Origin of the sequence: Luteitalea sp. (genome assembly GCF_044337415.1) — a bacterium.
In the GTDB taxonomy this organism is placed as follows: domain Bacteria; phylum Acidobacteriota; class Vicinamibacteria; order Vicinamibacterales; family Vicinamibacteraceae; genus Luteitalea.
Genome location: NZ_JBIINP010000006.1, coordinates 47,401 through 69,599 on the forward strand (window position 1 = coordinate 47,401; position 22,199 = coordinate 69,599).

Below are 22,199 nucleotides of genomic sequence, written 5' to 3' on the forward strand. Positions count from 1 at the left end.
CGCCGATGTCCGACGCCCGCTTCAGCCGATCCATCGACAAGGCCCACCTCGCCCGCCTGAAGGCGGCGCGCGAGGAAGCCGACGCCGCCTACAACGCGGCGCTCTCGGCGCTCGACGCGGCACTGCCCGGCGCGCCGTCCCTGCCGCACCCGGCCGCACCGGCCGACGAGGCGCAGGTGACGGTACTCAACGAGCGGTACGCGGTCCTGTCCGGCCTGCCGATGCCTGGCGGGCTCAAGGGCCTGCTGCTGAGGCCGGTGCTGGCGCTGGTGGGGCCGTACCTTGCGCGCCAGGAGGCCTTCAACGCCGCCCTCGTCGACCACGTCAATCGCAACGTGGCGGCGGAGCGGTCGGTGCGCGCGAGCCAGGCCGCCGTCATCGAGACACTCCGGATCGAACTCGAGCGTCTCGCGACGTTCCACTCTGCCCTGATCGTCTACCTGCAGCAGCTCACGCCGTACGTCGACACCAAGGACCACGAGTTCGACGGCCTCGCGACGCGGCGGGTCGAGGACGTCGGTGACGCCATCGACACGCTGCACCACCGCACGGTCGGGCCTGGCGGGGCGATCAGCGGCGTGGGCGACGAGCTGAACAAGCGGCTCGAACGCCTGGCCGTGCACGAGCACCGCTTCGAGGCCCGGGTCGCCGCGCTCGACGCCGCCCACACGCAGCTGGCGCAGTCGCTCGGCGTCGTCACGCGCGCGACGCAGACGCTCAAGCGCGAGGTGGAACGGATCGTCGAGCACGCCCCGGCAGTCGGCGGCCGGCAGTCGGCAGTCACGGATGCGGAGACGGCGGGGGGTAGGGCCGGCTCTCCGAGCCCGGCCGACCCGGTCACCGTCGACAATTCGTTTGCACGCGGCGGGATCGAGTCGTTCAAGTACGTCGGCTTCGAGGACCAGTTCCGCGGCTCGACGACGGTGATTGGCGAGCGGTTGAAGGACTACCTGCCGGTCTTCGCCGGCCAGCAGGACGTGCTCGACATCGGCTGCGGGCGCGGGGAGTTCCTGGAACTGCTCCGACAGCAGGGCACGCGCAGCCGGGGACTCGACATCAATCACGAGATGGTCGAGGAGTGCCGGCAGCGGGGTCTCGAAGCGACCGAGGGCGACGCGCTGGGCTACCTGGGCGGACTCCCCGACGAGAGCCTCGGCGGCATCTTCGCCGCCCAGGTCGTGGAGCACCTGCAGCCCGACTATCTCGTGGCACTGCTCCAGCGGGCGCACGACGTGCTGCGCCCCGGGGGCATGCTGGCCCTCGAGACGGTGAACGTCGCGTGCTGGTTCGCGTTCTTCCAGAGCTACGTGCGCGACATCACGCACGTCAGGCCGCTGCACCCCGAGACACTGGCGTACTTCGTGCGCGCCAGCGGGTTCCCGCACGTGGATGTCCAGTTCCGGTCGCCCTACCCGGAGGCCCACAAGCTGCAGCACGTGCCCGGGGGCGATGCGCTGCACTACGCGGTGAACGCCAACGTCGACAAGCTGAACAGCCTGCTGTTCACGCACCTCGACTACGCGGTGATCGCCAGGAAGCCCTGAACGGCGACAAGCGATACGCGGCAGGGCACCTGAGTCCAGGAACAGGTCGCCTGCCGCCGGCGGCCTGACGCCTATACTTGTGTGTTCGCCCGCCTGCGCGGGTCGTCCTCACGCACGCATGATCAAGCGCCACATCCTGTTCGTCCTCCTCACCCTTGCCGGGCCGCTGGCCCTCGCGACCGGCGCGCAGCGGCTGCCCTCGCGCCTCGGAGGCCCGGTGGGTCCGCCGCCCAAGCCAGGGGCTCCCGCGCCGCCCAAGCCCGGCGCCCCGGCAGCCGCGACGCCGGCACGCCCGACGGGGCCCGAGAAGGTGGTGCCCTTCAAGCCCGGCGAGACGCTGACCTACGACGTGTCGTGGTCCGATTACCTGACGGCCGGGTCGGCGACGATGGTGGTGCGCGACAAGCGCCCGTCGTTCGGGTCGACGGCGTACTACGTGTTTGCCGAGGGCAAGCCCACGCCCTTGCTGTCCAAGCTCTATTCGGTCTACTACAAGGCCGACTCGCTGGTCGACGCCTACACGCTCTTCCCGCAGCGGGGCTCGGTGTTCAGCAACGAGAACGGCCGCCAGCGCATGAAGGAGACGCGCTTCGATCAGGCGAAGAAGAGCGCGGTATTCCAGATGCGGACGTCGACCACCATGCAGGTCGACCAGGCGCTGCCCGGTGCGACCCACGACGGCTTGTCGGCGCTGACGGCGATGCGCACGATGAACCTCGCCACCGGCGCGACCTCGTCGTTCGCCGTGTCCGACAGCGGCTACCTGTATCGCGTGACCCTCACCGTCGGCGCGAAGGAATCGATCAAGACCGGCCTCGGCGCGCTCAGCGGCTGGAAGGTCGTGCCGGCGATTCGCGACCAGAAGGGGCAGGTGGTCGGCCGCGGCCTCGCCGTGTGGATCTCCGACGATGCGCGACGGATCCCGCTGCGAATCCAGGCGCAACTCCCGGTAGGGTCCTTCGTGCTGACACTGCGGGAGGCACGTTGACACCACGCCGGATCCTGGTGACGGGAGGCGCCGGTTTCGTCGGCTCCGCTCTGGCGCTGCGCGCCCGCGCCACCTGGCCCGAGGCCACGGTCACCGCGTTCGACAACCTCCGCCGCCGCGGGAGCGAGCTCAACCTGGCGCGGCTGCGCGACGCCGGGGTGGCGTTCGTGCACGGCGACATCCGCCAACCGGCGGACCTGGCGCCCCTCGGTCGCGATCTCGACCTGCTGCTCGAGTGCTCGGCCGAGCCCTCGGTGCTGGCCGGCTACGACGGCGACCCGAGCTACGTGATCGGCACGAACCTGACGGGCACGATTCACTGCCTCGAGCTTGCGCGCACGGCCGGCGCCGCCGTCCTCTTCCTGTCGACCAGCCGCGTCTACCCGATCGCGGCGCTCAACGAGATCCCGACCGTCGAGGGCGAGACGCGTCTCGAGATTGCCGAGGGCCCGCATGGCCCCGGCCTGTCGCGCGCGGGCATCGGCGAGGACTTCCCGCTGGCCGGGACGCGCTCGATCTACGGTGCCACCAAGCTGGCCTCCGAGCTCCTGATCGCCGAGTACCACGAGGCCTTCGGGCTCCGCACGCTCGTCAACCGGTGCGGTGTCATCGCCGGCCCCTGGCAGATGGGCAAGGTGGACCAGGGCGTCTTCTCGCTCTGGATGGCTCGCCACCTGCGCGGTGGCGCGCTGGCGTACAACGGCTGGGACGGACTCGGCAAGCAGGTGCGCGACGTCCTCCACGTGGACGACCTCGCGGACCTGGTGGTCGCGCAGATCGAACGGTTCGAGGCGCTCGACGGGCAACTGTTCAACGCCGGTGGCGGACGCGCCTGCAGCCTGTCCCTGCAGGAGACGACCGCGCTGTGCGAGGCGATCACCGGCAGGCGCATCGCGATCACGGCCAACCCGGGCATGCGCGTCGCCGACATCAAGCTCTACCTGACCGACAACACGCGCGTCACGGCGGCCACCGGCTGGACCCCGCGACGGACGCCGACCGACGTCCTGCGGGACCTGCACGAGTGGATGGTCGGGCACGCCGCCGCGCTCCAGGCCGCAGGCATATGACCCCTCAGGGAGCGGAAGGTACACTGCGCTGATGGCTGTCGCGCTCATCACCGGCTCGGCCGGGCTGATCGGCTCCGAAGCAGTCGACTCCTTCGTGGCCCGCGGCTACGACGTCGTCGGCATCGACAACGACATGCGCCGGCAGTTCTTCGGCGACGAGGCGTCGACCGCTTGGCAGCGCGACGAACTCGAGCGCCGGCACGGCCGGCAGTATCGGCACCACGACATCGATATCCGCGACGCCGCCGCCGTGAACGCGGTGCTGGCGCAGTACGGCACGGCCGTCGGCGCGGTGATCCACACGGCGGCGCAGCCCTCGCACGACTGGGCGGCCCGCGAGCCGTTCACCGACTTCGGCGTCAACGCCGTGGGGACGCTCAACCTGCTGGAGGCGTGCCGCGAGCACAGCCCGGACGCGGTGTTCGTCTTCACGTCGACCAACAAGGTCTACGGCGACACGCCCAACCGCCTGCCGCTGCTCGAGCAGGAGACGCGGTGGGAGATCGACCCGACGCACCCCTTCTCGGTGGGCATCGACGAGTCGATGAGCATCGACCAGTCGACGCACTCGTTGTTCGGGGCCTCCAAGGTCGCCGCCGACGTGCTGGTGCAGGAGTATGGACGCTACTTCGGCATGAAGACGGGCGTGTTCCGCGGCGGGTGCCTCACCGGCCCGCACCACTCCGGCACGATGCTGCACGGCTTCCTGGCCTACCTGATGAAGTGCACCGTGACCGGGACGCCCTACCGGGTGTTCGGCTACAAGGGCAAGCAGGTGCGCGACAACATCCACAGCGCCGACCTGGTGAGCGCACTCCACGCCTTCATCGACGCGCCGCGCGCCGGCGAGGTCTACAACATCGGCGGGTCGCGCTTCTCGCACTGCTCGATGCTCGAAGCGATCACGATGTGCCAGGAGATCGCCGGCCGCGAGCTGTTGTGGTCCTACGAGGAGCAGAACCGGATCGGCGACCACATCTGGTACGTGAGCGACATCGGCAAGTTCAAGCGCCACTATCCGTCCTGGGTGCAGCAGCACGATGTGGCGTCGCTCCTGCAGGACATCCACGACCAGAACGTCGAACGCTGGCAGGCAGACGGTCTCCGATGAAGGCCGCGGGGGGAGTCGACGTCCAGAGCGTCTACGAGCGGCGCTTCAGCGACACGCTGGCGTTCCGCAGGCAGATGTGGGATGTGCTGTGCCGCGAGTTCTTCCAGCAGTACGTGCCCGAGACCGCCACGGTGGTCGAGCTTGGCGCCGGGTACTGCGAGTTCATCAACCACATCCGTTCGGGCAGGAAGATCGCGGTCGACCTCAACCCGGACACCCGACGGCATGCCGGTCCCGACGTCACGGTCATCACGTCGTCGACCGCCCGAATCGAGGCCATCACCGACGGCACGGCCGACGTGGTGTTCGCCAGCAACTTCCTCGAACACCTCACGCGCGAGCAGATCCTCGACACGCTGCGTGAGGTCCGCCGTATCTTGCGTCCCGGCGGCCGGTTCCTCATCCTGCAGCCCAACATCCGCTACTGCAGGGAAGACTACTGGCAGTTCTTCGACCACATCACGCCGCTGTGCGAGCGGAGCCTGACCGAAGCGCTCGAAACGACGGGCTTCGACGTCCCGTACGTCCTCGGGCGGTTCCTGCCCTTCACCACGCAGGGGCGCCTGCCCAACTCCATCACCCTGCTGAAGCTGTACCTGAAGCTGCGGCCGGCCTGGCGGATCTTCGGGCAGCAGAGTTTCTTCATGGCGACGCCGCGTGGCTGACGCGCCGTTGACCCTGTCGCTGGTGATCCCCGCCCACAACGAGGCCGAGGGCATCACGCCGACACTCCGCGCCTTCTCGTCCAGGCTGCGCGACGAGGGCATCCCCTTCGAGATCGTCGTGGTCGACGACCACAGCACCGACGGCACCGCGGCGGTCCTGGCGAGCCTGGCCATGGAACTGCCGGAACTTCGGCGGGTGGAGAATCCGCGGTCCGGCGGGTTCGGCCACGCGGTGATTGCCGGCCTCGAGGCCTTCTCTGGCGACGCGGTGGCCATCGTGATGGCCGACGCCTCGGACGACCCCGCGGACCTGGTCACCTACTACCGCACGCTCGTCAACGGGTACGATTGCGTGTTCGGGTCGCGGTTCGTGCGCGGCGCGCGTGTGGTGGACTATCCTCGTCACAAGCTGCTGCTCAACCGGATGGCCAACGGGTTCATCCGCCTGCTCTTCGGGCTGCGGCTGAACGACACCACGAACGCCTTCAAGTGCTACCGGCGCGAGGCCATCGAGGGCTGCCGGCCGTACCTGAGCAAGCACTTCAACCTCACGGTGGAACTGCCGCTCAAGGCGATCGTACGGGGATACTCGTACGCGGTCGTGCCGATCAACTGGTACAACCGGACCACCGGGGTGTCGAAGCTGAAGATCAAGGAGATGGGGAGCCGGTACCTCTTCATCGTCCTGTACGTGTGGCTGGAGCGGGTGTTGTCGCGAGGGGATTACCGGAAACCCTCGCATGCGGCGCACGGCCGCTGAGAGGATCGTCTCGAACCATGCAAGTGCTGATCACCGGCGGCGCCGGCTTCATCGGGTCCCACCTGTCGGACGCCCTGCTTGCCGCGGGTCATCGCGTCCACGTCCTCGACGACCTGTCGACGGGCTCGATCACGAACATCGCCCACCTGAAGCCGAACCCCGCGTTCTCGTACACGGTGGACACGGTCGACAACGAGCGCCTACTGGCCGAGTTGGTCGACGAGGCCGACGTGATCTTCCACCTGGCCGCCGCGGTGGGGGTCAAGAAGATCGTCGAGGAGCCCGTCGCCACCATCGAGAACAACGTGCACGGCACCGAGGTGGTGCTGCGCCAGGCGAACAAGAAGAAGAAGCTCGTGGTCATCGCCTCGACCTCGGAGGTCTACGGCAAGAGCACCGACGTGCCGTTCGACGAGGAGCAGGACCTGGTGATGGGCCCGACGCACAAGCACCGCTGGGCCTATGCCTGCAGCAAGGCGATCGACGAGTTCCTCGGGCTCGCCTACTACAAGGAGAAGCGCCTGCCGGTGATCATCGTGCGCTTCTTCAACACGGTGGGGCCGCGCCAGTCCGGGCAGTACGGCATGGTGATCCCCAACTTCGTGCGGCAGGCGCTGCTCGGCAAGCCGATCACCGTCCACGGCGACGGCACGCAGCAGCGCAGCTTCACGTACGTCGGCGACGTGGTGCGCGCGCTGCTGGCCCTGGTCGACGAGCCGAAGGCCATCGGCCAGGTGTTCAACATCGGCAACGGCGAGGAAATCACCATCAACGCCCTGGCCGAGAAGGTGAAGGCGATGACCGGCAGCGCCTCGGAGATCGTGCGCATCCCGTACGACCAGGCCTACGAGTCGGGCTTCGAGGACATGCCGCGCCGCGTGCCCGACCTCACCAAGATCCGCAATCTCGTCGGCTACGAGCCGCGCGTCGGGCTCGACCAGATCCTGCGCGAGGTGATCGACTTCATGCGCGCGTGACACCCGCCGGCGACGCGAGGCGACTCGACGCGAACGTCGGGATGGCCTCGCCGAGCCGCTGGTGGATCGCTTCGGCGTCGCCGCGCCTGGACGCCGCGACCAGGCCATGGACCACGCGCCCGAGGTCGGCCCCGCCCGGGGCCGGGGCGGCCTCGGTCACCCGCAACAGATCGCCCCGGCCAGTCGGCTCGACGACGCTGTCGGGCTCCCACAGGGCCTCGGTGAGCTTCTCGCCCGGGCGCAGTCCCGTGAAGACGATCGGCACCTCGCCGGCCCCGGCCAACTGGATCAGGTCGGCGGCGAGATCGACGAGGCGTACGGGCGTCCCCATGTCGAGGACGTACAACCCGCCCCCGTCGTCGACGCCTCCGGCCTGGAGGACGAGGTAGACCGCCTCCGGAATCGTCATGAAGTAGCGCGACATGGCCGGGTGGGTCAGGGTGACCGGGCCACCTCGCCGGATCTGCGTCTCGAGCACCGGCACGACGCTGCCGCGGCTGCCGAGGACGTTGCCGAACCTGACGGCCACGTATCGGTGCCCTGTCCGCGCCGCAGCGTCCCGGACCATCCACTCGCATACGCGCTTGGTGGCCCCCATCACGCTGGCGGGCGCCACGGCCTTGTCGGTCGAGACGAACAGGAGCCGGGACACGCCGTGGGCTTCCGCGCACGCGAGCACATGCCGCGTGCCGACCACGTTGTTGCGGACCGCCTCGCCAGGGAACTGTTCCATCAGCGGCACGTGCTTGTGCGCCGCGGCATGGAAGACCACGGTTGGCGCATGCTCGGCGAAGGCGCGCGCCAGCGTGCGCCGGTCGGTGACATCGGCAATCACCGGCACGACGGGGGTACCCGCGTCGTCCATCACGAGTTCGGCGTGCGCGGCGTGGATGCTGTTCTCGCCGTGCCCGAGGATCACCAGCCGCTCCGGGGCCGCCCGGCACACCTGCCGCGCCAGTTCGCGCCCGATCGACCCACCGCCGCCGGTGATGAGGACCCGCTGGCCGTGAAGGTAGGCCGGCGGCGGGTCGTCGCAGCGGACCTCGGTCCGGCGCAGGAGATCGCCGAGTTCGACAGGACGCAACTGGCGCGGCGTGATGGGACGGCCCAGCAACTCGACGATCCCGGGCATCGTGCGCACCGGCAGACCCAGTCGCCTCGCAGCAATCGTCACGTCGCGGAGCCGCGGACCGGGCAGGCTCGGGATGGCGACGACCACTTCGTCGACGGCGTACGACCGGGCCACCGTTTCCAGCATCGACACCGGCCCCGCGACGACCACCGGGCCGACGTGCCGGCCCTGCAGCGACGGGTCGTCGTCGAGGGCCGCCAGCAGTTCCTCGCCGCGCTGGTGCCGGACGAACTCCTCGGCGACCAGGCGCGCGGTGTAGCCGGCGCCGACGAGCAGGATGCGTCGACGCCCGCTCACCGCCAGGCCTCCAGCCAGGCCTCGAACATGAGCACGCTCCAGAGCTGCGCCTCGTGCGCGCCACGGCCGCCCAGGTGCGCCTTCCACACCGCCGACACCGCCTCGGGCCGGAGGTAGCCCTCGTCGCGCAGACGAACCGGGTCGAGCAGGGCCTCCGCCCAGGGACGGAGCGGCCCTCGGAGCCACTCGCCGACCGGGATGGCGAAGCCCATCTTCGGCCGCTCGAAGACGGCGCGCGGCACATGGCGGGCCAGGATCTCCCGCAACAGCCACTTGCCGCGGCCGTCCGCGATTTTGAGCGACTGCGGCTGACGCCAGGCCCAGGCGAGCACGCGGTGATCGAGCAGCGGTGCGCGGCTCTCGAGGCTGACGCCCATCGTCGCGCGGTCGACCTTCACCAGGATGTCGTCAGGGAGGTACGTGATGGTGTCGAGCGCCATCAACCTGTCGAGCGTGTCAGGGAACGACGCGGCGACCGCCGCGGTATCCCAGGTGGCCCCGGGGTCGGATCCATCGATCACGAGGTGCCCCGGCGCCGGCCAGGTGGACACGGTGCGCAAGTAGGCCTCGTCGGCCGATGCGGCGGCCAGGACGTTGGCCAGCTTGTGCAACTTCTCCCCCGGGCGCGCCTGGCGTGCCGAGCGCGGGAGCAGCGACGCGGCGGCGGCGAAGGCGCGGTCCCACGTCGCCGGCGAGCACGCCTGCATCCCGGCCGCAGCCGCCCGCCGGAATGGGCCAGGGACGACAGCCGCCCGGGCCAGGGTCGACGGCAGGAACTGGTAACGGAGGTAGCCCCCGAAGATTTCGTCGCCGCCGTCGCCCGACAACGCCACCGTCACGTGTTGGCGCGCCAATTCGGAGACGAGGAACGTGGGGATCTGCGAGGAATCGGCGAAGGGCTCGTCGTACAGGCGCGGCAGGCGCGGGATGACGTCGCGCGCCTGTTCCGCAGTGACACGGAACTCCGTATGGTCGGTCCCGAGGACGTCGGCCACGGCGCGAGCCGCGGCGGCCTCGTCGTAGCCTTCCTCGTCGAACCCGATGGTGAACGTGCGCACGCGCCCGGAGGCGTGGCGCGTCATGAGTGCCGTGACGAGGCTCGAGTCGATGCCTCCCGACAGGAACGCGCCGAGGGGGACATCGGCGATCATGCGGCGCGCCACCGCGTCACCGAGGAGCGCCTCGAGTTCGTCCATCGCCTGCCGTGGTTCGGCGCGCGCGGGTCGCGCGGCCACACCCTCACGGGCGACTTCCAGGGCGCTCCAGTAGGTCCGTGTCTCTGGCGGCCCGGCCGGCGAGTCGAACGTCACCGAGCCACCAGCCGGGACCTTGCTGACCCCCGTGTGGATGGTGCGGTCACCCGGCACGTACGCGTATCGGAAGTACGCCGCGAGCGCCGAGCGGTCGATGGGCGCATCCCAGGCGGGGTGCGCTCGGAGCGCCTTCAGTTCCGACCCGAACAGCAGCACGCCGCCAAGGCGCCCGAAATAGAGGGGCTTCTTGCCGAGTCGGTCGCGAACGAGGTGCAGTTGCCTGGTCTCGGCATCCCACAAGGCGATGGCAAACATCCCCCACAGACGCGCCCAGAGCCCCTCGACGCCCCAGTGCTCGGCGGCCGCGAGGATGACTTCGGTGTCCGACCCGCCACGGAAGATCCAGCCCTGCGCGACCAGCTCGGCCTTGAGATCGCGATAGTTGTAGATCTCGCCGTTGAAGGCGATGGTGAAGCGGCCAGAGCGCGACGCCATCGGCTGATGGCCCGCCGGCGACAGGTCCAGAATCGCCAGGCGCCGGAAGCCGAGCACCGGCCCGCCCGCGCCATCCCACCAGGCGCCGTCATCGTCAGGGCCGCGGTGGGCGATCGCGGTCGTCATGGCGGCAATCCGTCGCTCGACCTGATCGCGGGTCGCGCTCGCCGTGTCCCAGAACCCCGTGATGCCGCACACGGCGTACACGCTACCCCATCGCGCCGACCGGGAGAAAGCGTGGCGCTGTTCTACAATGGCGCCGCGCCCGCCACCTGCATGTCCTCCCGCCCTGCCGCCCCCGAGACCCGGCCCAACGTCGACGACGAGACCGTTGCCGGATTCGGCGATGAATGGTCGCGGTTCGACCAGACGACACTCTCGCCGGCCGAGCACGAGGCGATCTTCGGGCAGTACTTCGGCATCTTTCCGTGGGATCGACTGCCTGCCGACGCCGCGGGCATGGACGTCGGCTGCGGCAGCGGGCGCTGGGCTCGGGGCGTGGCGCCGAAGGTCGGCCACCTCCATCTGGTGGACGCCAGCGAAGCCGCCCTGCTGGTGGCCCGCCGGGCCCTGGCGGGCCAGGCCAACTGCCAGTTCCACCTCGCTTCGGCCGGGCAGTTGCCATTCGAGACCGCCAGCCTGGATTTCGGCTATTCGCTCGGCGTGCTGCACCACGTGCCCGACACGGCCGCGGCCCTTCGCGAGTGCGTGCGCTGCCTGAAGCCCGGCGCGCCGTTCCTGACGTACCTCTACTACGCCTTCGACAACCGCCCGGCCTGGTTCCGGGCCGTGTGGCAGGCCAGTGACGCGGTGCGACGAGGCGTGTCACGGATGCCGATGCCGTTGCGCTACGCCACCAGCCAGATCATTGCCGGCTCGGTGTACTGGCCGCTGGCCACGGCGGCCCGCCTCGGGCGTCGCGCCGGCCTCGACACCGCGAACTGGCCGCTGCACTACTACAGCGACCGCAGCTTCTACACGATGCGCACCGACGCGCTCGATCGCTTCGGCACGCGGCTCGAGCAGCGGTTCACGCGGTCGCAGATCGCCGCCCTCTACGCCGATGCCGGCCTCGAGCAGGTTCGCTTCAGCGACGGAGTGCCGTTCTGGTGCACCGTGGGCATCAAGAAGGCCGGCGCCTGACGAGGGTCAGCGGAGCGGCGTGAACTGCAGGTGCGCCTGCACGAGGTGTACCCCGAGCGCCTCGCAGCGGTCGACCAGCGCGTCGGCGACCTGTGACTCGAGCTTGGGCGTGGACAGGACGACACGGGTCGCACCGGTTCCCAGCACTGCCGCCTCGAGCGCCTCGCCCGTCCCGTAGACGAGCACGCCGTCGATGCGGGTCCCCTGCTTGCTGCGGTCGTCGTCGATGAACCCGACGGCACGCCAGCCGAGCGCGTCGTTCTCGCGAATCTCGCGGAGCACCAGCAATCCACCACGCCCGGCGCCGTAAATCAGCACGGGGTCCGCGTCAGGGGAGTCGCGACGGAGGGCAGAGTCGAGCGTGCGGAACGAGAGGCGCGTCGCGGCCACGGCCACGAACAGGAGCACGCCGTGAATGGCGAACACGGCGCGTGAGTAGCCCGTGAAGTGGAAGAGGACCACGACCCCCAGCACCGACAGCAGGGTCCCGAGGGCACAGGCCTGCGCCAGTCGCAGCAGGTCGGAGACGCCCGTGTAGCGCCAGATGCCGCGGTGCGTCCCGAGCACGAGGAAGCCGGTCACCTGCGCCAGCAGCACCACGGGGAGCGACTGCTCGAACAACGCCTGCTCTGCCGCGAAGGTCTGCTCGAACCGCAGCAGGTACGCCGAGTAGTACGCCAGTACCACCAGCACCGTGTCGACGGCGACGGTCACCACCTGCCGGCGGTAGGTGAAGTTGGCCAGCAACAACGCGACGCCGCCCTGGGGTGCCGCGTCGGGCGGATACACCTGCAACCGCCCCAGGAAGATCCCGAACAGGACCGTGCCGAGGGCCAGCACAACCGCAAGCACCGCGCCGTAACCCAGGCCATAGCGGTACGAGAGCCAGGCGATGCCCCCGCCGGCCGCGGCCAGCCCGTACAGCGTCAGCACCGCCTGCCGCTCGGACATGCCCAGTGCGACGAGCCGGTGCGACGTATGATCCCGGCCGCCCTGTGACACCGGACGACCGGCGAGGATGCGCGCGATGGTGACGAACGTCGTATCGAAGATCGGCACCAGCACGACCAGGACCGGGAACACCAGCACCAGGGTCGTTCCCCGCGCATACGGCCATCCCCCGACCAGGCTGAGCCCGCCGACGAGGAACCCCAGGAACAGGCTGCCAGTGTCGCCCATGAAGATCGACGCCGGGTTGGTGTTGTAGACCAGGAACCCGAGACAGGCGCCCAGGATCACGCCGGCCAGCATGGCGCCTTCCATCTGGCCATCGGCAAGGAAGAAGACCAGTCGGAACCCCGCCACGATGGCCGCGATCCCCGCGGCCAGCCCATCCATGTTGTCGAGCAGGTTCAGGGCATTGGTGATGCCGACCAGCCAGACCAGGGAGATGAGCATGTCGATCGCCGCCAGTCCCGTGAACTGGAACTGCAGGCCGAAGACGCTCATGAGCGAGGCGGCGAAGATCTGCAGGAACAGCTTGGTCTGCGGTCGCAGCGCGCGGATGTCGTCGACCAGGCCGACGACCGCCAGACCGGTCGCGCAGGCCAGCAGCAGCCACACGGGCCGGCTCGATGGCTGTCCGATGGCCACCCCGGTCACCGTCGCCAGGACGATCGCCAGGCCGCCGAGGAGCGGGATCTGACGTCGATGCCAGCGATCGGCCTTCGGCAGCGCAACCAGCCCGGTGGCGATGGCCAGCCGCTTGACCTGCGGCACCAGCAGCAGCGCCAGAACGAAGGAGGCCAGGGCCGGCCCGGCAACCGCCCACGTCATCACGCGACCGCCTTCCGGGCCAGCAACCGGCCGTACAGGTGATCGATGTCGTCGATCAGCCGTGCGCTGCCATACGTCTCCAGCACGTGCCGGCGCCCCTCGCGGCCCATGGCGGCCGCATCGTCGGGTGCGCCGATGACCTGCAGCACCTGCTCAGCCAGGCCTGCCGCATCGTCCATCTCGACCAGTCGGCCACGACGGCCGTGTTCGACCACGTCGGGAACGCCGCCGACGCGCGTCGCCACCACCGGTCGCCCCGCAGCCATCGCCTCGATCAACGCCACTGGCGACCCCTCGTTACGCGACGTGAGAGCGACGACGTCGAGGTCGGCATAGATGCGCGGCAGGTCCGCGCGCCAGCCGAGGAAATGCACGGCGGCGCTGAAGGTCTCGCCCCCCGCGCTCACGAGCTGCGCCAGCTCGGCACGGCGCTCGCCGTCGCCAACGATGACGAAATGCATGTCGGGGCGCGTCGCATGCAGCTGTCGGGCCGCCGCGAGGAACACCTCGTGGGCCTTGATCGGGACCAGGCGCGCGACGATGCCAACCATGGGCGCCCCCGTCGACACGCCCAGTTCGGCCCGAAGGGCGCCGCGGTGAGTCGCGGCCTCGGTGAATGGCGCGAGGTCGAACCCCAGGGGGACGACGGAAAAGGCCTCCGGCCTCCCGATTCGCATCTCCAGCAGTTCCTGGCGCACCCGCGGACTGACCGCCACGAGTTCGTCACTGATGCGTGCCAATCCCCGCTCGATGGCCCGGAACACCTGCTCCTTGCGCGGCGAGAAGTAGCCGCGCAGCACGTGCCCGTGAAAGGTGTGGATCACCACGGGCACGCCGGCGAGGCGGGCCGCGACACGGCCGATCGTGCCCGCCTTGGCAGCATGGGTATGGACGATGTGCGGGCGGAATCGCCTTACCACGCCCAGAAGCGACGCCAGGCTCCTGACGTCCTGAACGCCGCGAATCTCGCGGCCCAGGTCGGGGATGGTGATCAGGTTCGGCAGGGCCCGGCCGTGCAGATCGAGGTGATTGCCTTCGTCCTCGCCCTCCGCCCCGGTCACCAGGGTCGTCTCGTAGCGGGTCGGGTCGAGACCCGACGACAGTAGCGTGGCATGGATGGCAGGGCCGCCGACGTTCATGCGAGCGATGACGCGCAGCACGCGGATCATGCGGCTCCCCCCGCGGGATGGCGGAGGACGCCCGCCAGGACCGGACCATTGGCCTGCACCGAGTACCGACGGGCAACGTCGGCGCGGGCCTCCGCGCCCATCCGGGCACGGCGGTCGGGATCGTCGATGAGCGCGAGCAGGGCCGCTCGCCAGTCCTCGGGCGTCCGGCACAGCAGGGCGCCGCCGGCAGTGCCGAGAATCTCCTCGTTGGTCGAGGTCCAGGAGGCCACGGTGGGGCTGCCTGACGCCCCGTACTGCAAGGCCTTGAGCGCGGCCTTCCCTCGGGTCCAGGGCGTGTCGGGCATGGGCATGAGGCCGATGTCGAACCCGGCCAGTTCCCGGGCTTCTGTGGCGGACTCCCAGTCGACCACCTCCGCCTGGACGCGCGTGAACGGATTGCGTCCGCTGCCGACGAGGCGCACGACGACGTGCGGCCGGGCGGCCACCACGGCCGCCAGGGCCTCCTCGATCGCGGGCAGGTACACCGCAGTGGACGGCGTCCCGATCCAGCCCAGCACCACGCGCGCCGAGGCCGGCGGACGCGGGAGGAATCGGGCCAGGTCGACGCTGGTCGGCACCACCACCGGACGGCCTCCGAGGGAGGCGACGACCGCGGCGTTGCGAGCATTGGACGTGCACACGGCAGCACAGGAGGTGACGGCGCGGGCCAGGGAGCGCGAGAGCACCCACTGGCGCAGGCGGCCGACCCAGCCTCCCTCATCCGGCGCATCGAGGGCGTCGTCGAAGTCGTAGACAAGGTCGCCCCGGCGCCGGCGCAGCCACCAGGCCGCCCAGCCGGGCACGGCCACCCTGTACAGCAGGACACGGTCGTACCGGTGCAGGCGCCAGACCAGTCGGAGGCAGCCGAGATGGGTCTCCACGAGCAGGCGCGCCCAGTGCCACAGGCGATGTCCGGGCGAGCGCCCGCCTCCCCTCACGCTCCGGGTAGCGGTGGCGGCCGATAGAATGGTCATCGTCTCGCACGCCAGTCCGTGCGCCTCGAGGAGGGGCAGGTACTGCAGCACACGGTAGCGGGGACCGGGGACCGGCTCGGGCGCGAGGAGCACGCACAGGAGGCGCAGCACCGGAGCGACCACCGGTGCGACGCGCCCGGCTGTACCAGCCCCTGTCTGCTCCCCTCCCCGCGCTCCCATCCGGGGCATGGTAGCGGATCCTCCTTGCCTGGCCCGCACCGGCAGTGGAGTTTTCGCCCCACTCTGCCGATTAATGGTCCGACATGCGCGCCTTCGCTCTGGCACTGCTGCTCGTCGTCGGACCGACGCTCGGCGGCGTGTCCGCGATCTCGCCGCCTCCCCCATCCTTGCTCGATGCTGACGGCGATGGCCTGCCGCAGGCCTGGGAGGCCACCTACGGCCTCGACGACGCCGACGTGACCGACGAGATGGGCGCCGACGGCGACCCGGACGGCGACGGCGCCACCAACCTCGAGGAGTGGGAGGCCGGCACACACCCCCGCGGGATGCACACGCAGTACTTCGCCGAAGGGGCGGTGGGGCCGGTGTTCGACACCCGACTGGCGGTCGCCAACCCCGACCCCGTGCACCCGGCCGTGGTGTTGGTGCGCTTCCTCTCGGCCGGTGGGGCCGCAGCCAGCACGACGGTCGTACTCCCGCCACGGTCGCGCCGGACCGTGGATGCCAGGGAGGTGCCCGACATCGGAACCGAGTTCTCGATGGAGATCAGCAGCTCCCGCCCGGTCGTGGCCGAGCGGACGATGGAGTGGCACGGCGGCGGCAGCGACGCGCACGCCGAGACGGCCACCGCCAGGCCAGGTCGGAGTTGGTACTTCGCGGAGGGTGCCACCCATTCGGGTTTCCGGCTCTTCTATCTCGTCTACAACCCTGGCGACGCGCCCGCCGCTGTGACGGTGGACTACCTGTTTGCCGACGGTCCCCCGCTTCGCCGCACGCACCTGGTGGCCCCGCACACGCGGTTCACGATCTGGGTGAACCAGGAACATCCCCGTCTCGCTGCCGCCGAAGTCTCGACGCACATCACGGCCGACGTGCCGGTGGTGGTCGAACGCGCGATGTACACCAATGCCCCCGACGGCCAGTTGCTGGCGGGCCACGCGGCGAGCGGCACTGCGGCGCCCGGCCCGACGTGGTACTTCGCCGAGGGCGCGACCGGCTCCTTCTTCAGCACGTTCCTGCTGCTCATGAACCCGTCGATCCGGGCCAGCGACGTCGAGGTGACGTACCTGCGCGCCGAGGGGGCGCCGATCCGGCGCACCTATCGGGTGCCCGGGCTGCAGCGCTTCACGGTGTGGGTCAACCAGGCCGCCCCGGAACTCGCCTCGACGTCGACGGGCATGACGGTGCGGAGCCTCGACGGCACCGGCATCGTCGCGGAACGGGCGATGTGGTGGCCAGCCGACGGCCGCGGCTTCCGTGCCAGCCACGTGACTGCCGGGATGCCCGGGCTGTCACCCACGTGGGCGTTCGCCGGCGGCGAGAGCCTGGGCCGTGGTACGGACTCGACGTACCTGCTGCTCGCCAATCCGGGCGCCGTGGACACCGCGGTGCGCGTCACGCTGCTGCCTGAGACGGGGGTGGCCTCCGCGCGGGACCTCTGGCTGCCGATCGGCGCGCGCACGACGGTCGATGTGGCCACGATGTTCCCGGACATGGCGGGACGACGGTTCGGCGCGCTGGTCGAGGCCCTCGCGCCGGCCGCCGGCATCGTGGCCGAGCGGTCCTGGTACTCGAATGCAGGCGGCGAACTGCGGGCGGGCACCTGCACGCGAGGTCAGGACCCCCGTCGGCTGCTCGAGGTCGACGGCACGTGGCGCCTGCCGCGCGGCGGCGCTCCGCTGCTGCTGAGCGACCTGGTGGTGCCGGGACGGACTGCCACGCTGACGGCCGACTCGTCGGCACCCGGCGTCGCGACGGTCGCCGTGCTGCCCGACGGCAGCCTGCGGGTGACCCCGGTCGGCACCGCCAGCGGCTGGGTGACCATCACGGTCTCTGCCGTGTCCGACGACGGGAGCCGCGACACGCGACGGCTGCGGATCAAGGTCGGCGATCCGGTGGCCATGACGCACGTCGTGACGGCCTCTGCGCCGGGCACCTACCTCCTGCCCGCACAGGGCGATGCCGCGACGACGTACGAGGCGACGGTCATCGAGAACACCGGCACGACGACCGTCACCGGCATCGAACTCTTCGAGGATGGCCAGGACTGGTCGTCGGTCGACGCCATCCTGGCGAGCGCGACGCGAGGCCTGACAACGCCCGACGAGCGGGCGCGCGCCCTCTGGCAGTTCGCGCGGACCCACCACGTGCTTTGGTGGTCGGCCACCATCGACACCGATCTGCATGACCCGGTCGTGGCGCTCAACGGCTTCGGCTACATGTTCTGCGACGACATCGCCGCGATCCTCGGTCTGCTGTTCGAGCGGGCGGGCATGCCCGCACGGATGTGGAACCTCGGCGTCGATCGCCACACCGTGGTCGAGGCCTTCTACGACGGCGACTGGCACATGTTCGACGCGTCGCTCGGCGGCCTGTTCCTCGAGCGCGACAACCGCACGGTCGCCGGTGTCGCCGACATCGTGGCCGACCCCGACCTGGTCGCGCGCGGCGGGTGGCGAGAAGCGTTCGCGCTGTCGCTGTGGATGCTCCCGGGGCACCTGTCCTACCCTGCCAGCGTCCTCGCGCGCGAGGGCCACCGCATGGGACTCACCCTGCACCCCGGTGAGCGCGTGTCGCTCCGACCCGCCTCGACCGGGCGCCGCTACATGGACCGGTCGCTGCAGCCGCCCGCCGGTCTCGAGCCGCCGATCCTGGGGTCCGGGCGCCTCGAATCGCGCCTCGACGGGCGCGTTCAGCCTGCGCCGGGACGTCTGCGTAGCCAGCGCGACGTCGTGAGCACATCGCGTGGACTGGTCCGAACGGCGCCGGACGCGACCGCCGTTCTCGAGGTCGGCTCCCCCTGGCCCGTCGTCGGGGGGCGGTTGCGCGCGGTCGTGGCGCCGGGCTCGGCGGGCGAGACCATCGCCATCGACGTGTCGGCTTCGGGCACCGGCTTCGACTTCGACTGGTCGGAACTGGTCAGCGGACGCTTCCGCGTGCCTGGCGCGTACGTGGCCGAGGGCAACCTCAGGACGTTCAGGCCCGAGCAGTACGGTCCGGCCGTTCACAACGGCCCGGGCGGGACGCCGGGATACATCGAGTATCTGGTGCGCCCGTCGAGGCAATCGGGCGTCCGCACGCGACTCACGGGCCTCTTCTATCGCGGCACCGCCGACGACATCGTGGCCGTGCAGGTGTCCGGCGACGGCGTGCACTGGCCGACGGCGTGGGAGATGGAGACCGTCGGAGGCGGGCGGCAGGTGGTGGATCTCACGGCAGCGATGGCCGGCTGCGACCCGTGCGGGTTGCGTCTGCTGGTCCAGGGCTCGCACGCGGCGGCCGCCGGCCTCGACGCGCTGGCGCTCGAGGGCCTCGAGCCGTTCGGGTGGCAGACGGTCTGGACGGGCGCCAGCGAAGCGATGGCGGGCCCCGTCGACGTCGACGTCCCACTCGACGCGCTCGTGCACGACTACGATGGCGCCATGGTCTTCGCCTATCACGTGCGGGTGCGATGGACGGGCACCGGCCCGCAGCCCGCCGCCCTGGAGTCGATCGCGCTCGAGACGGACCTGCAGGTCTCGCCCTTCGCCATCGTGCAGCCTGCCGCCGCCCCGGTGCGCGTGGCCTTTCGTACCCAGACACAGGGTCAGGGGGCGATCCGCATCGAGCACCGCTGGTGGCTCGACGCGGCGCGGCATCGCCCGGCCGCACCGCGGCCGACGCAGTTGGCCGCCGGCGAACCCGTGGACGCCTCCATGCCGTTCCATCTGGGCTGGGCGACGTCGGCCGACCCCGACGGCGACACGCTGATCACGTACCACGTACAGGTCTGTGACGAGCCCGACTGCCGGTACCCGCTGAGTGCGGTCTTCGACGAGCAGGGCACCTTCAGCGACCCGGGCGCGGACCGCCTGTTCGGGACCGCAGACGATGGGCCGCCGGTCCCGATCATCAGCACGCACTGGATGTACCTGCACACGTGGCTGCGCGCCGGCGCGACCTACTCCTGGCGGGTCCGCGTGCAGGACAGCAGCGGGCTGTGGAGCGAGTGGAGCCCGCTCGGGCGCTTCACGGCCGTCGCGCACGCACCGTAGTTGCGGTCTTGGCGTATCCTGCCGACCGTGCGCCCCTTGCCCCGGAAGGCCTCGCCCGCATGACCACCGGCGGCCGCGCCGCACGCGCGCTGCTGGCTGCCACCGCGCTCCTGGCCGTCTACCTGCCCAGTTCGACCGGGGGCGTGATCTCGGCGCGCCTTGGCGGTGCAGGCCTGAGCCTCACGACCGTCCTGCTCGCCGGACTGCTGGTCCGTCAGCACGGGGTCGGGCAACCCGTCCAGGCCGTCCTGGCGGGAACGACCGTCGCATCGCTGGTCCTGGCCACCCTCTTCGGGCCGTTTGATGTCATCTCCCCCGGGTTGATTCCCATCTTCGGGAGCATCGCCGTGCTGGTGGCCCTCGATCTTCGGGACCTGGCGCTGGTGGGCGTCGCCAGAGGAGCGCTGCTGCTCGTGCTGGGCGTGAGCCTGGTGTTCGGCACCGGACTCGCCCTGGACATGGCGTGGGCGGACCGCCTCGCCGTCGGGTGGTACAACGCGTTCTACGTCGACCTGCTGCCGAACATGGTGATCCGGTTCGACAAGCCGGTGCTCACCTTCGCGACGCACTCGCTGGCCGCCTTCGTCATGTACCTGTTCGTCTACCTCTGCTACACGGCGTGGCGGGTGCGGCAGTCACTCCTCGCGGCGATGGGGACGCTGTGGTTCCTGTTCCTGCTGTGGCGGCTCAGTTCGACGACCAGCCTCGTGCTCACCGGCGTGGCGCTGCTGCAGATACTTGCCTTGTTGCTCCGACGGCACCGCTGGCTGGTACCGGTGCTGACGGTCGTCCTGATAGGGACCACGATCTGCGGACTGCTGCTGTCCGGGCTGAGCGCACCGCAGATGCTCGAGATCGTCCGGGACGCCATCCTCGGCAACCGGGCCAACGGCCTGATCTCGCGCTACGCGTCGGGCGGCCTGCTGGCCGGGAACTTCCGCTACCTGTCCGAGCATCCGCTGCAGCCGATCGGGCTCGGGTTCTCACCGACCCTGTATCTGGGCGATTCCGGCGTCGTACTGTTGCTCATGCGCGGCTCGGTGCCGCTGATGCTGGCCGTCTACGGCGGGTTGTTCGCCTTCCTCCACTACAACCTGCGCTCCCGGGCCGTCGCGACGTGGATCTTCATCGTCACGGTGGCGTTCGAGGTCGGCTTCACGCCGCTGCAGTACTACCGCTTCGTCGGCCTGCTGCCGTTGCTGGTCGTGGGGTTCAATGCCGCCCTGACCCCGGCCCGCCCGGCCGCTGGACGCGAGCGATATACTTGGACGTTGCCCGCCCGGTCCTGATGAACCAGCCCGTCGAACCACGTCATCCGATGGCCACCCCGGCGCTGCCCGCGCCCGTCCCGGACGTTCCTCGGGAACTGGAGCTCATCGACTATTTCGCCGCCATCCTCGAGCGGCGCTGGCTCGTGGTCCAGTTGGCCGTCGGCCTGGCCGTGGTTGCGGCGCTGGTGAGCCTGCTGTCGCCGCGACAGTACGAGGCCGCGGCGCTGCTGTCGGTGATGCCGGCGCGGCTCGAGGCCGGGGCGCAGATGGAAGCCTCTCCAGACACGATGGTGCCGGTGGTCAAGAGCGTGTCGCTGCTGAACGGCGTCCTCATCGACCTCAAGCTGGACCAGTCACCATACGGGCTCACGGCCCAACGCTTCCTGGCCAACCACGTCGTGGTCGAGCCGATTCTCCGGACCTCGTTCCTCGAGGTGCGGGTGTCGCTCCCGGATGCCGACCTGGCCCGCCGAGCCGCCGACGAGATCGTGTCGCGCGCGGTCGACCAGGCGCGTCACATGAACCTCGCCGAAGCAGGGGGCCTCGAGGCCCGGCTCGAGCAGACGGCCCGCGACAGCCAGCGTCGCTTTCTCGCTGCGGAGGAGGCGCTGAAGAACTTCCGGTCGCGATCCCAGATCGAGCTGCTGCGCAAGGATGTCGAGGCCAAGCTCGGGCAGCGCGGCGCCTTCCTCCAGTTGCAGGTCGACATCAGCGCCGAGCGCGGCCGCGTGGCGCGGGCTGAGGAGGAACTCCGCCAGCGCGCCCCCCGCGAGACCACCGTCGAGTCCATCACGCGCGGGCGGGCCACGCTCCGGGAAGCGGCCCGGCCCGGCGCCGCAGAGGACCCGGCCGGCTTGATCGGCCTCAGCGTGCAAAGTGAACAGGTGAACTCGGCCCGCAGCGAACTCGACGTGCAGGTTGGCGAGGCGCGGGCCAAGCTGGCCGCCCTCGAGAAGCAACAGGAGCGCATGCTGCAGCTGGCGCAGGTGAGCGAGGCTCAACTCCCGCAGCTCACCCGGTTGTACGAGCGCGAGGCAGAGCTGGCCCGGCTGCAGGTGGAGTTCGACGTCGCCCGGAAGGCCTTCGAGGAATCGTCCACCAGTTACCAGATCGCCAGGACGCGCACGGCGCTGCGTTCGCCCTTCATCCAGGTGGTGGAGAAGGCCGCGAGGCCGAATGCCCCGCAAAGCCGTCATGTGGCGCGCAACGCGGCGGTCGGCCTGGTGGCCGGGGCCACGCTCGGCTGCCTCGTGGCGCTGGGTGCGCTCGCGCTGGCGCGCATGGCCCTGCTGCCGGGCCAGCCCGCCCGCCGCTGATCGGGCCGCGCCCCGACCGTAGAATGGCGCAGGCCGCACCCTGC

At 70.4% G+C, this 22,199-nt stretch carries 15 protein-coding genes and 1 pseudogene; 11 read left to right on the top strand and 5 right to left on the bottom strand.

All coding sequences use genetic code 11. The features are described 5' to 3' along the window. The first annotated feature begins 5 nt into the window (after window positions 1–5). The 7 genes and pseudogenes from ACIRDX_RS02255 (at window position 6) to ACIRDX_RS02285 (ending at window position 7,115) form a co-directional block, all read left to right on the top strand. Window positions 6–1,544 carry a class I SAM-dependent methyltransferase gene (locus ACIRDX_RS02255; RefSeq protein WP_396623770.1) on the top strand — a complete coding sequence of 513 codons (1,539 nt, stop codon included), beginning with the start codon at window positions 6–8 and terminating at the stop codon, window positions 1,542–1,544. Between the two features lie 118 nt (window positions 1,545–1,662). Then, window positions 1,663–2,532, top strand: coding sequence for a DUF3108 domain-containing protein (locus ACIRDX_RS02260; RefSeq protein WP_396623771.1), 870 nt, complete (start codon window positions 1,663–1,665; stop codon window positions 2,530–2,532). After that, window positions 2,529–3,602, top strand: coding sequence for an NAD-dependent epimerase/dehydratase family protein (locus tag ACIRDX_RS02265; protein ID WP_396623772.1), 1,074 nt, complete (start codon window positions 2,529–2,531; stop codon window positions 3,600–3,602). The genes ACIRDX_RS02260 and ACIRDX_RS02265 overlap by 4 nt, the downstream gene beginning before the upstream one ends. Window positions 3,603–3,633: 31 nt before the next feature. Beyond that, window positions 3,634–4,713: an NAD-dependent epimerase/dehydratase family protein gene (locus ACIRDX_RS02270; protein WP_396623773.1), complete on the top strand. Its 1,080-nt coding sequence runs from the start codon at window positions 3,634–3,636 to the stop codon at window positions 4,711–4,713. Next, a complete protein-coding gene (locus ACIRDX_RS02275; protein ID WP_396623774.1) occupies window positions 4,710–5,378 on the top strand; it encodes a methyltransferase domain-containing protein in 669 nt (222 codons plus the stop codon). Before ACIRDX_RS02270 ends, ACIRDX_RS02275 begins: the two co-directional genes overlap by 4 nt. Before the next feature lie 10 nt (window positions 5,379–5,388). After that, a pseudogene (locus ACIRDX_RS02280) lies at window positions 5,389–6,138 on the top strand (glycosyltransferase family 2 protein); the annotation flags it as partial. 17 nt (window positions 6,139–6,155) lie between these two features. Beyond that, window positions 6,156–7,115: a GDP-mannose 4,6-dehydratase gene (locus tag ACIRDX_RS02285; RefSeq protein ID WP_396623775.1), complete on the top strand. Its 960-nt coding sequence runs from the start codon at window positions 6,156–6,158 to the stop codon at window positions 7,113–7,115. Here the strand turns inward: ACIRDX_RS02285 and ACIRDX_RS02290 are convergent. Both ACIRDX_RS02290 and asnB read right to left on the bottom strand, forming a co-directional pair. Beyond that, window positions 7,102–8,544: a polysaccharide biosynthesis protein gene (locus tag ACIRDX_RS02290; protein ID WP_396623776.1), complete on the bottom strand. Its 1,443-nt coding sequence runs from the start codon at window positions 8,542–8,544 to the stop codon at window positions 7,102–7,104. The genes ACIRDX_RS02285 and ACIRDX_RS02290 overlap by 14 nt on opposite strands. Further along, complete coding sequence (asnB, locus tag ACIRDX_RS02295; RefSeq protein ID WP_396623777.1) at window positions 8,541–10,490, bottom strand: asparagine synthase (glutamine-hydrolyzing); 1,950 nt, start codon at window positions 10,488–10,490, stop codon at window positions 8,541–8,543. The genes ACIRDX_RS02290 and asnB overlap by 4 nt, the downstream gene beginning before the upstream one ends. 78 nt (window positions 10,491–10,568) lie before the next feature. On the opposite strand from asnB, the gene ACIRDX_RS02300 reads away from it, so the two are divergent. Continuing rightward, the gene (locus tag ACIRDX_RS02300; RefSeq protein WP_396623778.1) at window positions 10,569–11,435 is read left to right on the top strand and encodes a class I SAM-dependent methyltransferase; all 867 of its coding nucleotides are present in this window, start codon (window positions 10,569–10,571) and stop codon (window positions 11,433–11,435) included. A gap of 6 nt (window positions 11,436–11,441) precedes the next feature. Here ACIRDX_RS02300 and ACIRDX_RS02305 read toward each other — a convergent pair whose 3' ends face one another. Genes ACIRDX_RS02305 through ACIRDX_RS02315 form a run of 3 tightly spaced genes read right to left on the bottom strand, consistent with a single transcriptional unit; the run spans window position 11,442 to window position 15,465 of the window. Further along, entirely contained in the window at window positions 11,442–13,211 is a 1,770-nt protein-coding gene (locus tag ACIRDX_RS02305; RefSeq protein WP_396623779.1) for a hypothetical protein, read from the bottom strand. After that, window positions 13,211–14,380 (bottom strand): glycosyltransferase, encoded by a 1,170-nt coding sequence (locus tag ACIRDX_RS02310; RefSeq protein WP_396623780.1) that lies wholly within the window; start codon window positions 14,378–14,380, stop codon window positions 13,211–13,213. Before ACIRDX_RS02310 ends, ACIRDX_RS02305 begins: the two co-directional genes overlap by 1 nt. Next, the gene (locus tag ACIRDX_RS02315; RefSeq protein ID WP_396623781.1) at window positions 14,377–15,465 is read right to left on the bottom strand and encodes a glycosyltransferase; all 1,089 of its coding nucleotides are present in this window, start codon (window positions 15,463–15,465) and stop codon (window positions 14,377–14,379) included. Before ACIRDX_RS02315 ends, ACIRDX_RS02310 begins: the two co-directional genes overlap by 4 nt. Before the next feature lie 152 nt (window positions 15,466–15,617). Between ACIRDX_RS02315 and ACIRDX_RS02320 the strand changes: the two genes are divergently transcribed. From ACIRDX_RS02320 to ACIRDX_RS02330, 3 genes are read left to right on the top strand one after another with little or no spacing between them, the layout of a single operon-like run. Further along, the gene (locus tag ACIRDX_RS02320; RefSeq protein ID WP_396623782.1) at window positions 15,618–19,568 is read left to right on the top strand and encodes a hypothetical protein; all 3,951 of its coding nucleotides are present in this window, start codon (window positions 15,618–15,620) and stop codon (window positions 19,566–19,568) included. A gap of 59 nt (window positions 19,569–19,627) precedes the next feature. Next, entirely contained in the window at window positions 19,628–20,857 is a 1,230-nt protein-coding gene (locus ACIRDX_RS02325) for a hypothetical protein (RefSeq protein ID WP_396623783.1), read from the top strand. After that, window positions 20,857–22,155, top strand: a complete 1,299-nt coding sequence (locus tag ACIRDX_RS02330; RefSeq protein WP_396623784.1) for a Wzz/FepE/Etk N-terminal domain-containing protein — start codon at window positions 20,857–20,859, stop codon at window positions 22,153–22,155. Before ACIRDX_RS02325 ends, ACIRDX_RS02330 begins: the two co-directional genes overlap by 1 nt. Window positions 22,156–22,199: the final 44 nt, after the last annotated feature.

Bases quoted from the DNA above. Each gene is read 5' to 3' on its own strand.
- ACIRDX_RS02275 (WP_396623774.1), top strand. From the start codon at position 4,710: ATGAAGGCCGCGGGGGGAGTCGACGTCCAGAGCGTCTACGAGCGGCGC.
- ACIRDX_RS02255 (WP_396623770.1), top strand. From the start codon at position 6: ATGTCCGACGCCCGCTTCAGCCGATCCATCGACAAGGCCCACCTCGCC.
- ACIRDX_RS02285 (WP_396623775.1), top strand. From the start codon at position 6,156: ATGCAAGTGCTGATCACCGGCGGCGCCGGCTTCATCGGGTCCCACCTG.
- ACIRDX_RS02300 (WP_396623778.1), top strand. From the start codon at position 10,569: ATGTCCTCCCGCCCTGCCGCCCCCGAGACCCGGCCCAACGTCGACGAC.
- ACIRDX_RS02325 (WP_396623783.1), top strand. From the start codon at position 19,628: ATGACCACCGGCGGCCGCGCCGCACGCGCGCTGCTGGCTGCCACCGCG.
- ACIRDX_RS02270 (WP_396623773.1), top strand. From the start codon at position 3,634: ATGGCTGTCGCGCTCATCACCGGCTCGGCCGGGCTGATCGGCTCCGAA.
- ACIRDX_RS02310 (WP_396623780.1), bottom strand. From the start codon at position 14,380: ATGATCCGCGTGCTGCGCGTCATCGCTCGCATGAACGTCGGCGGCCCT.
- ACIRDX_RS02305 (WP_396623779.1), bottom strand. From the start codon at position 13,211: ATGACGTGGGCGGTTGCCGGGCCGGCCCTGGCCTCCTTCGTTCTGGCG.
- ACIRDX_RS02330 (WP_396623784.1), top strand. From the start codon at position 20,857: ATGAACCAGCCCGTCGAACCACGTCATCCGATGGCCACCCCGGCGCTG.
- ACIRDX_RS02320 (WP_396623782.1), top strand. From the start codon at position 15,618: ATGCGCGCCTTCGCTCTGGCACTGCTGCTCGTCGTCGGACCGACGCTC.
- ACIRDX_RS02260 (WP_396623771.1), top strand. From the start codon at position 1,663: ATGATCAAGCGCCACATCCTGTTCGTCCTCCTCACCCTTGCCGGGCCG.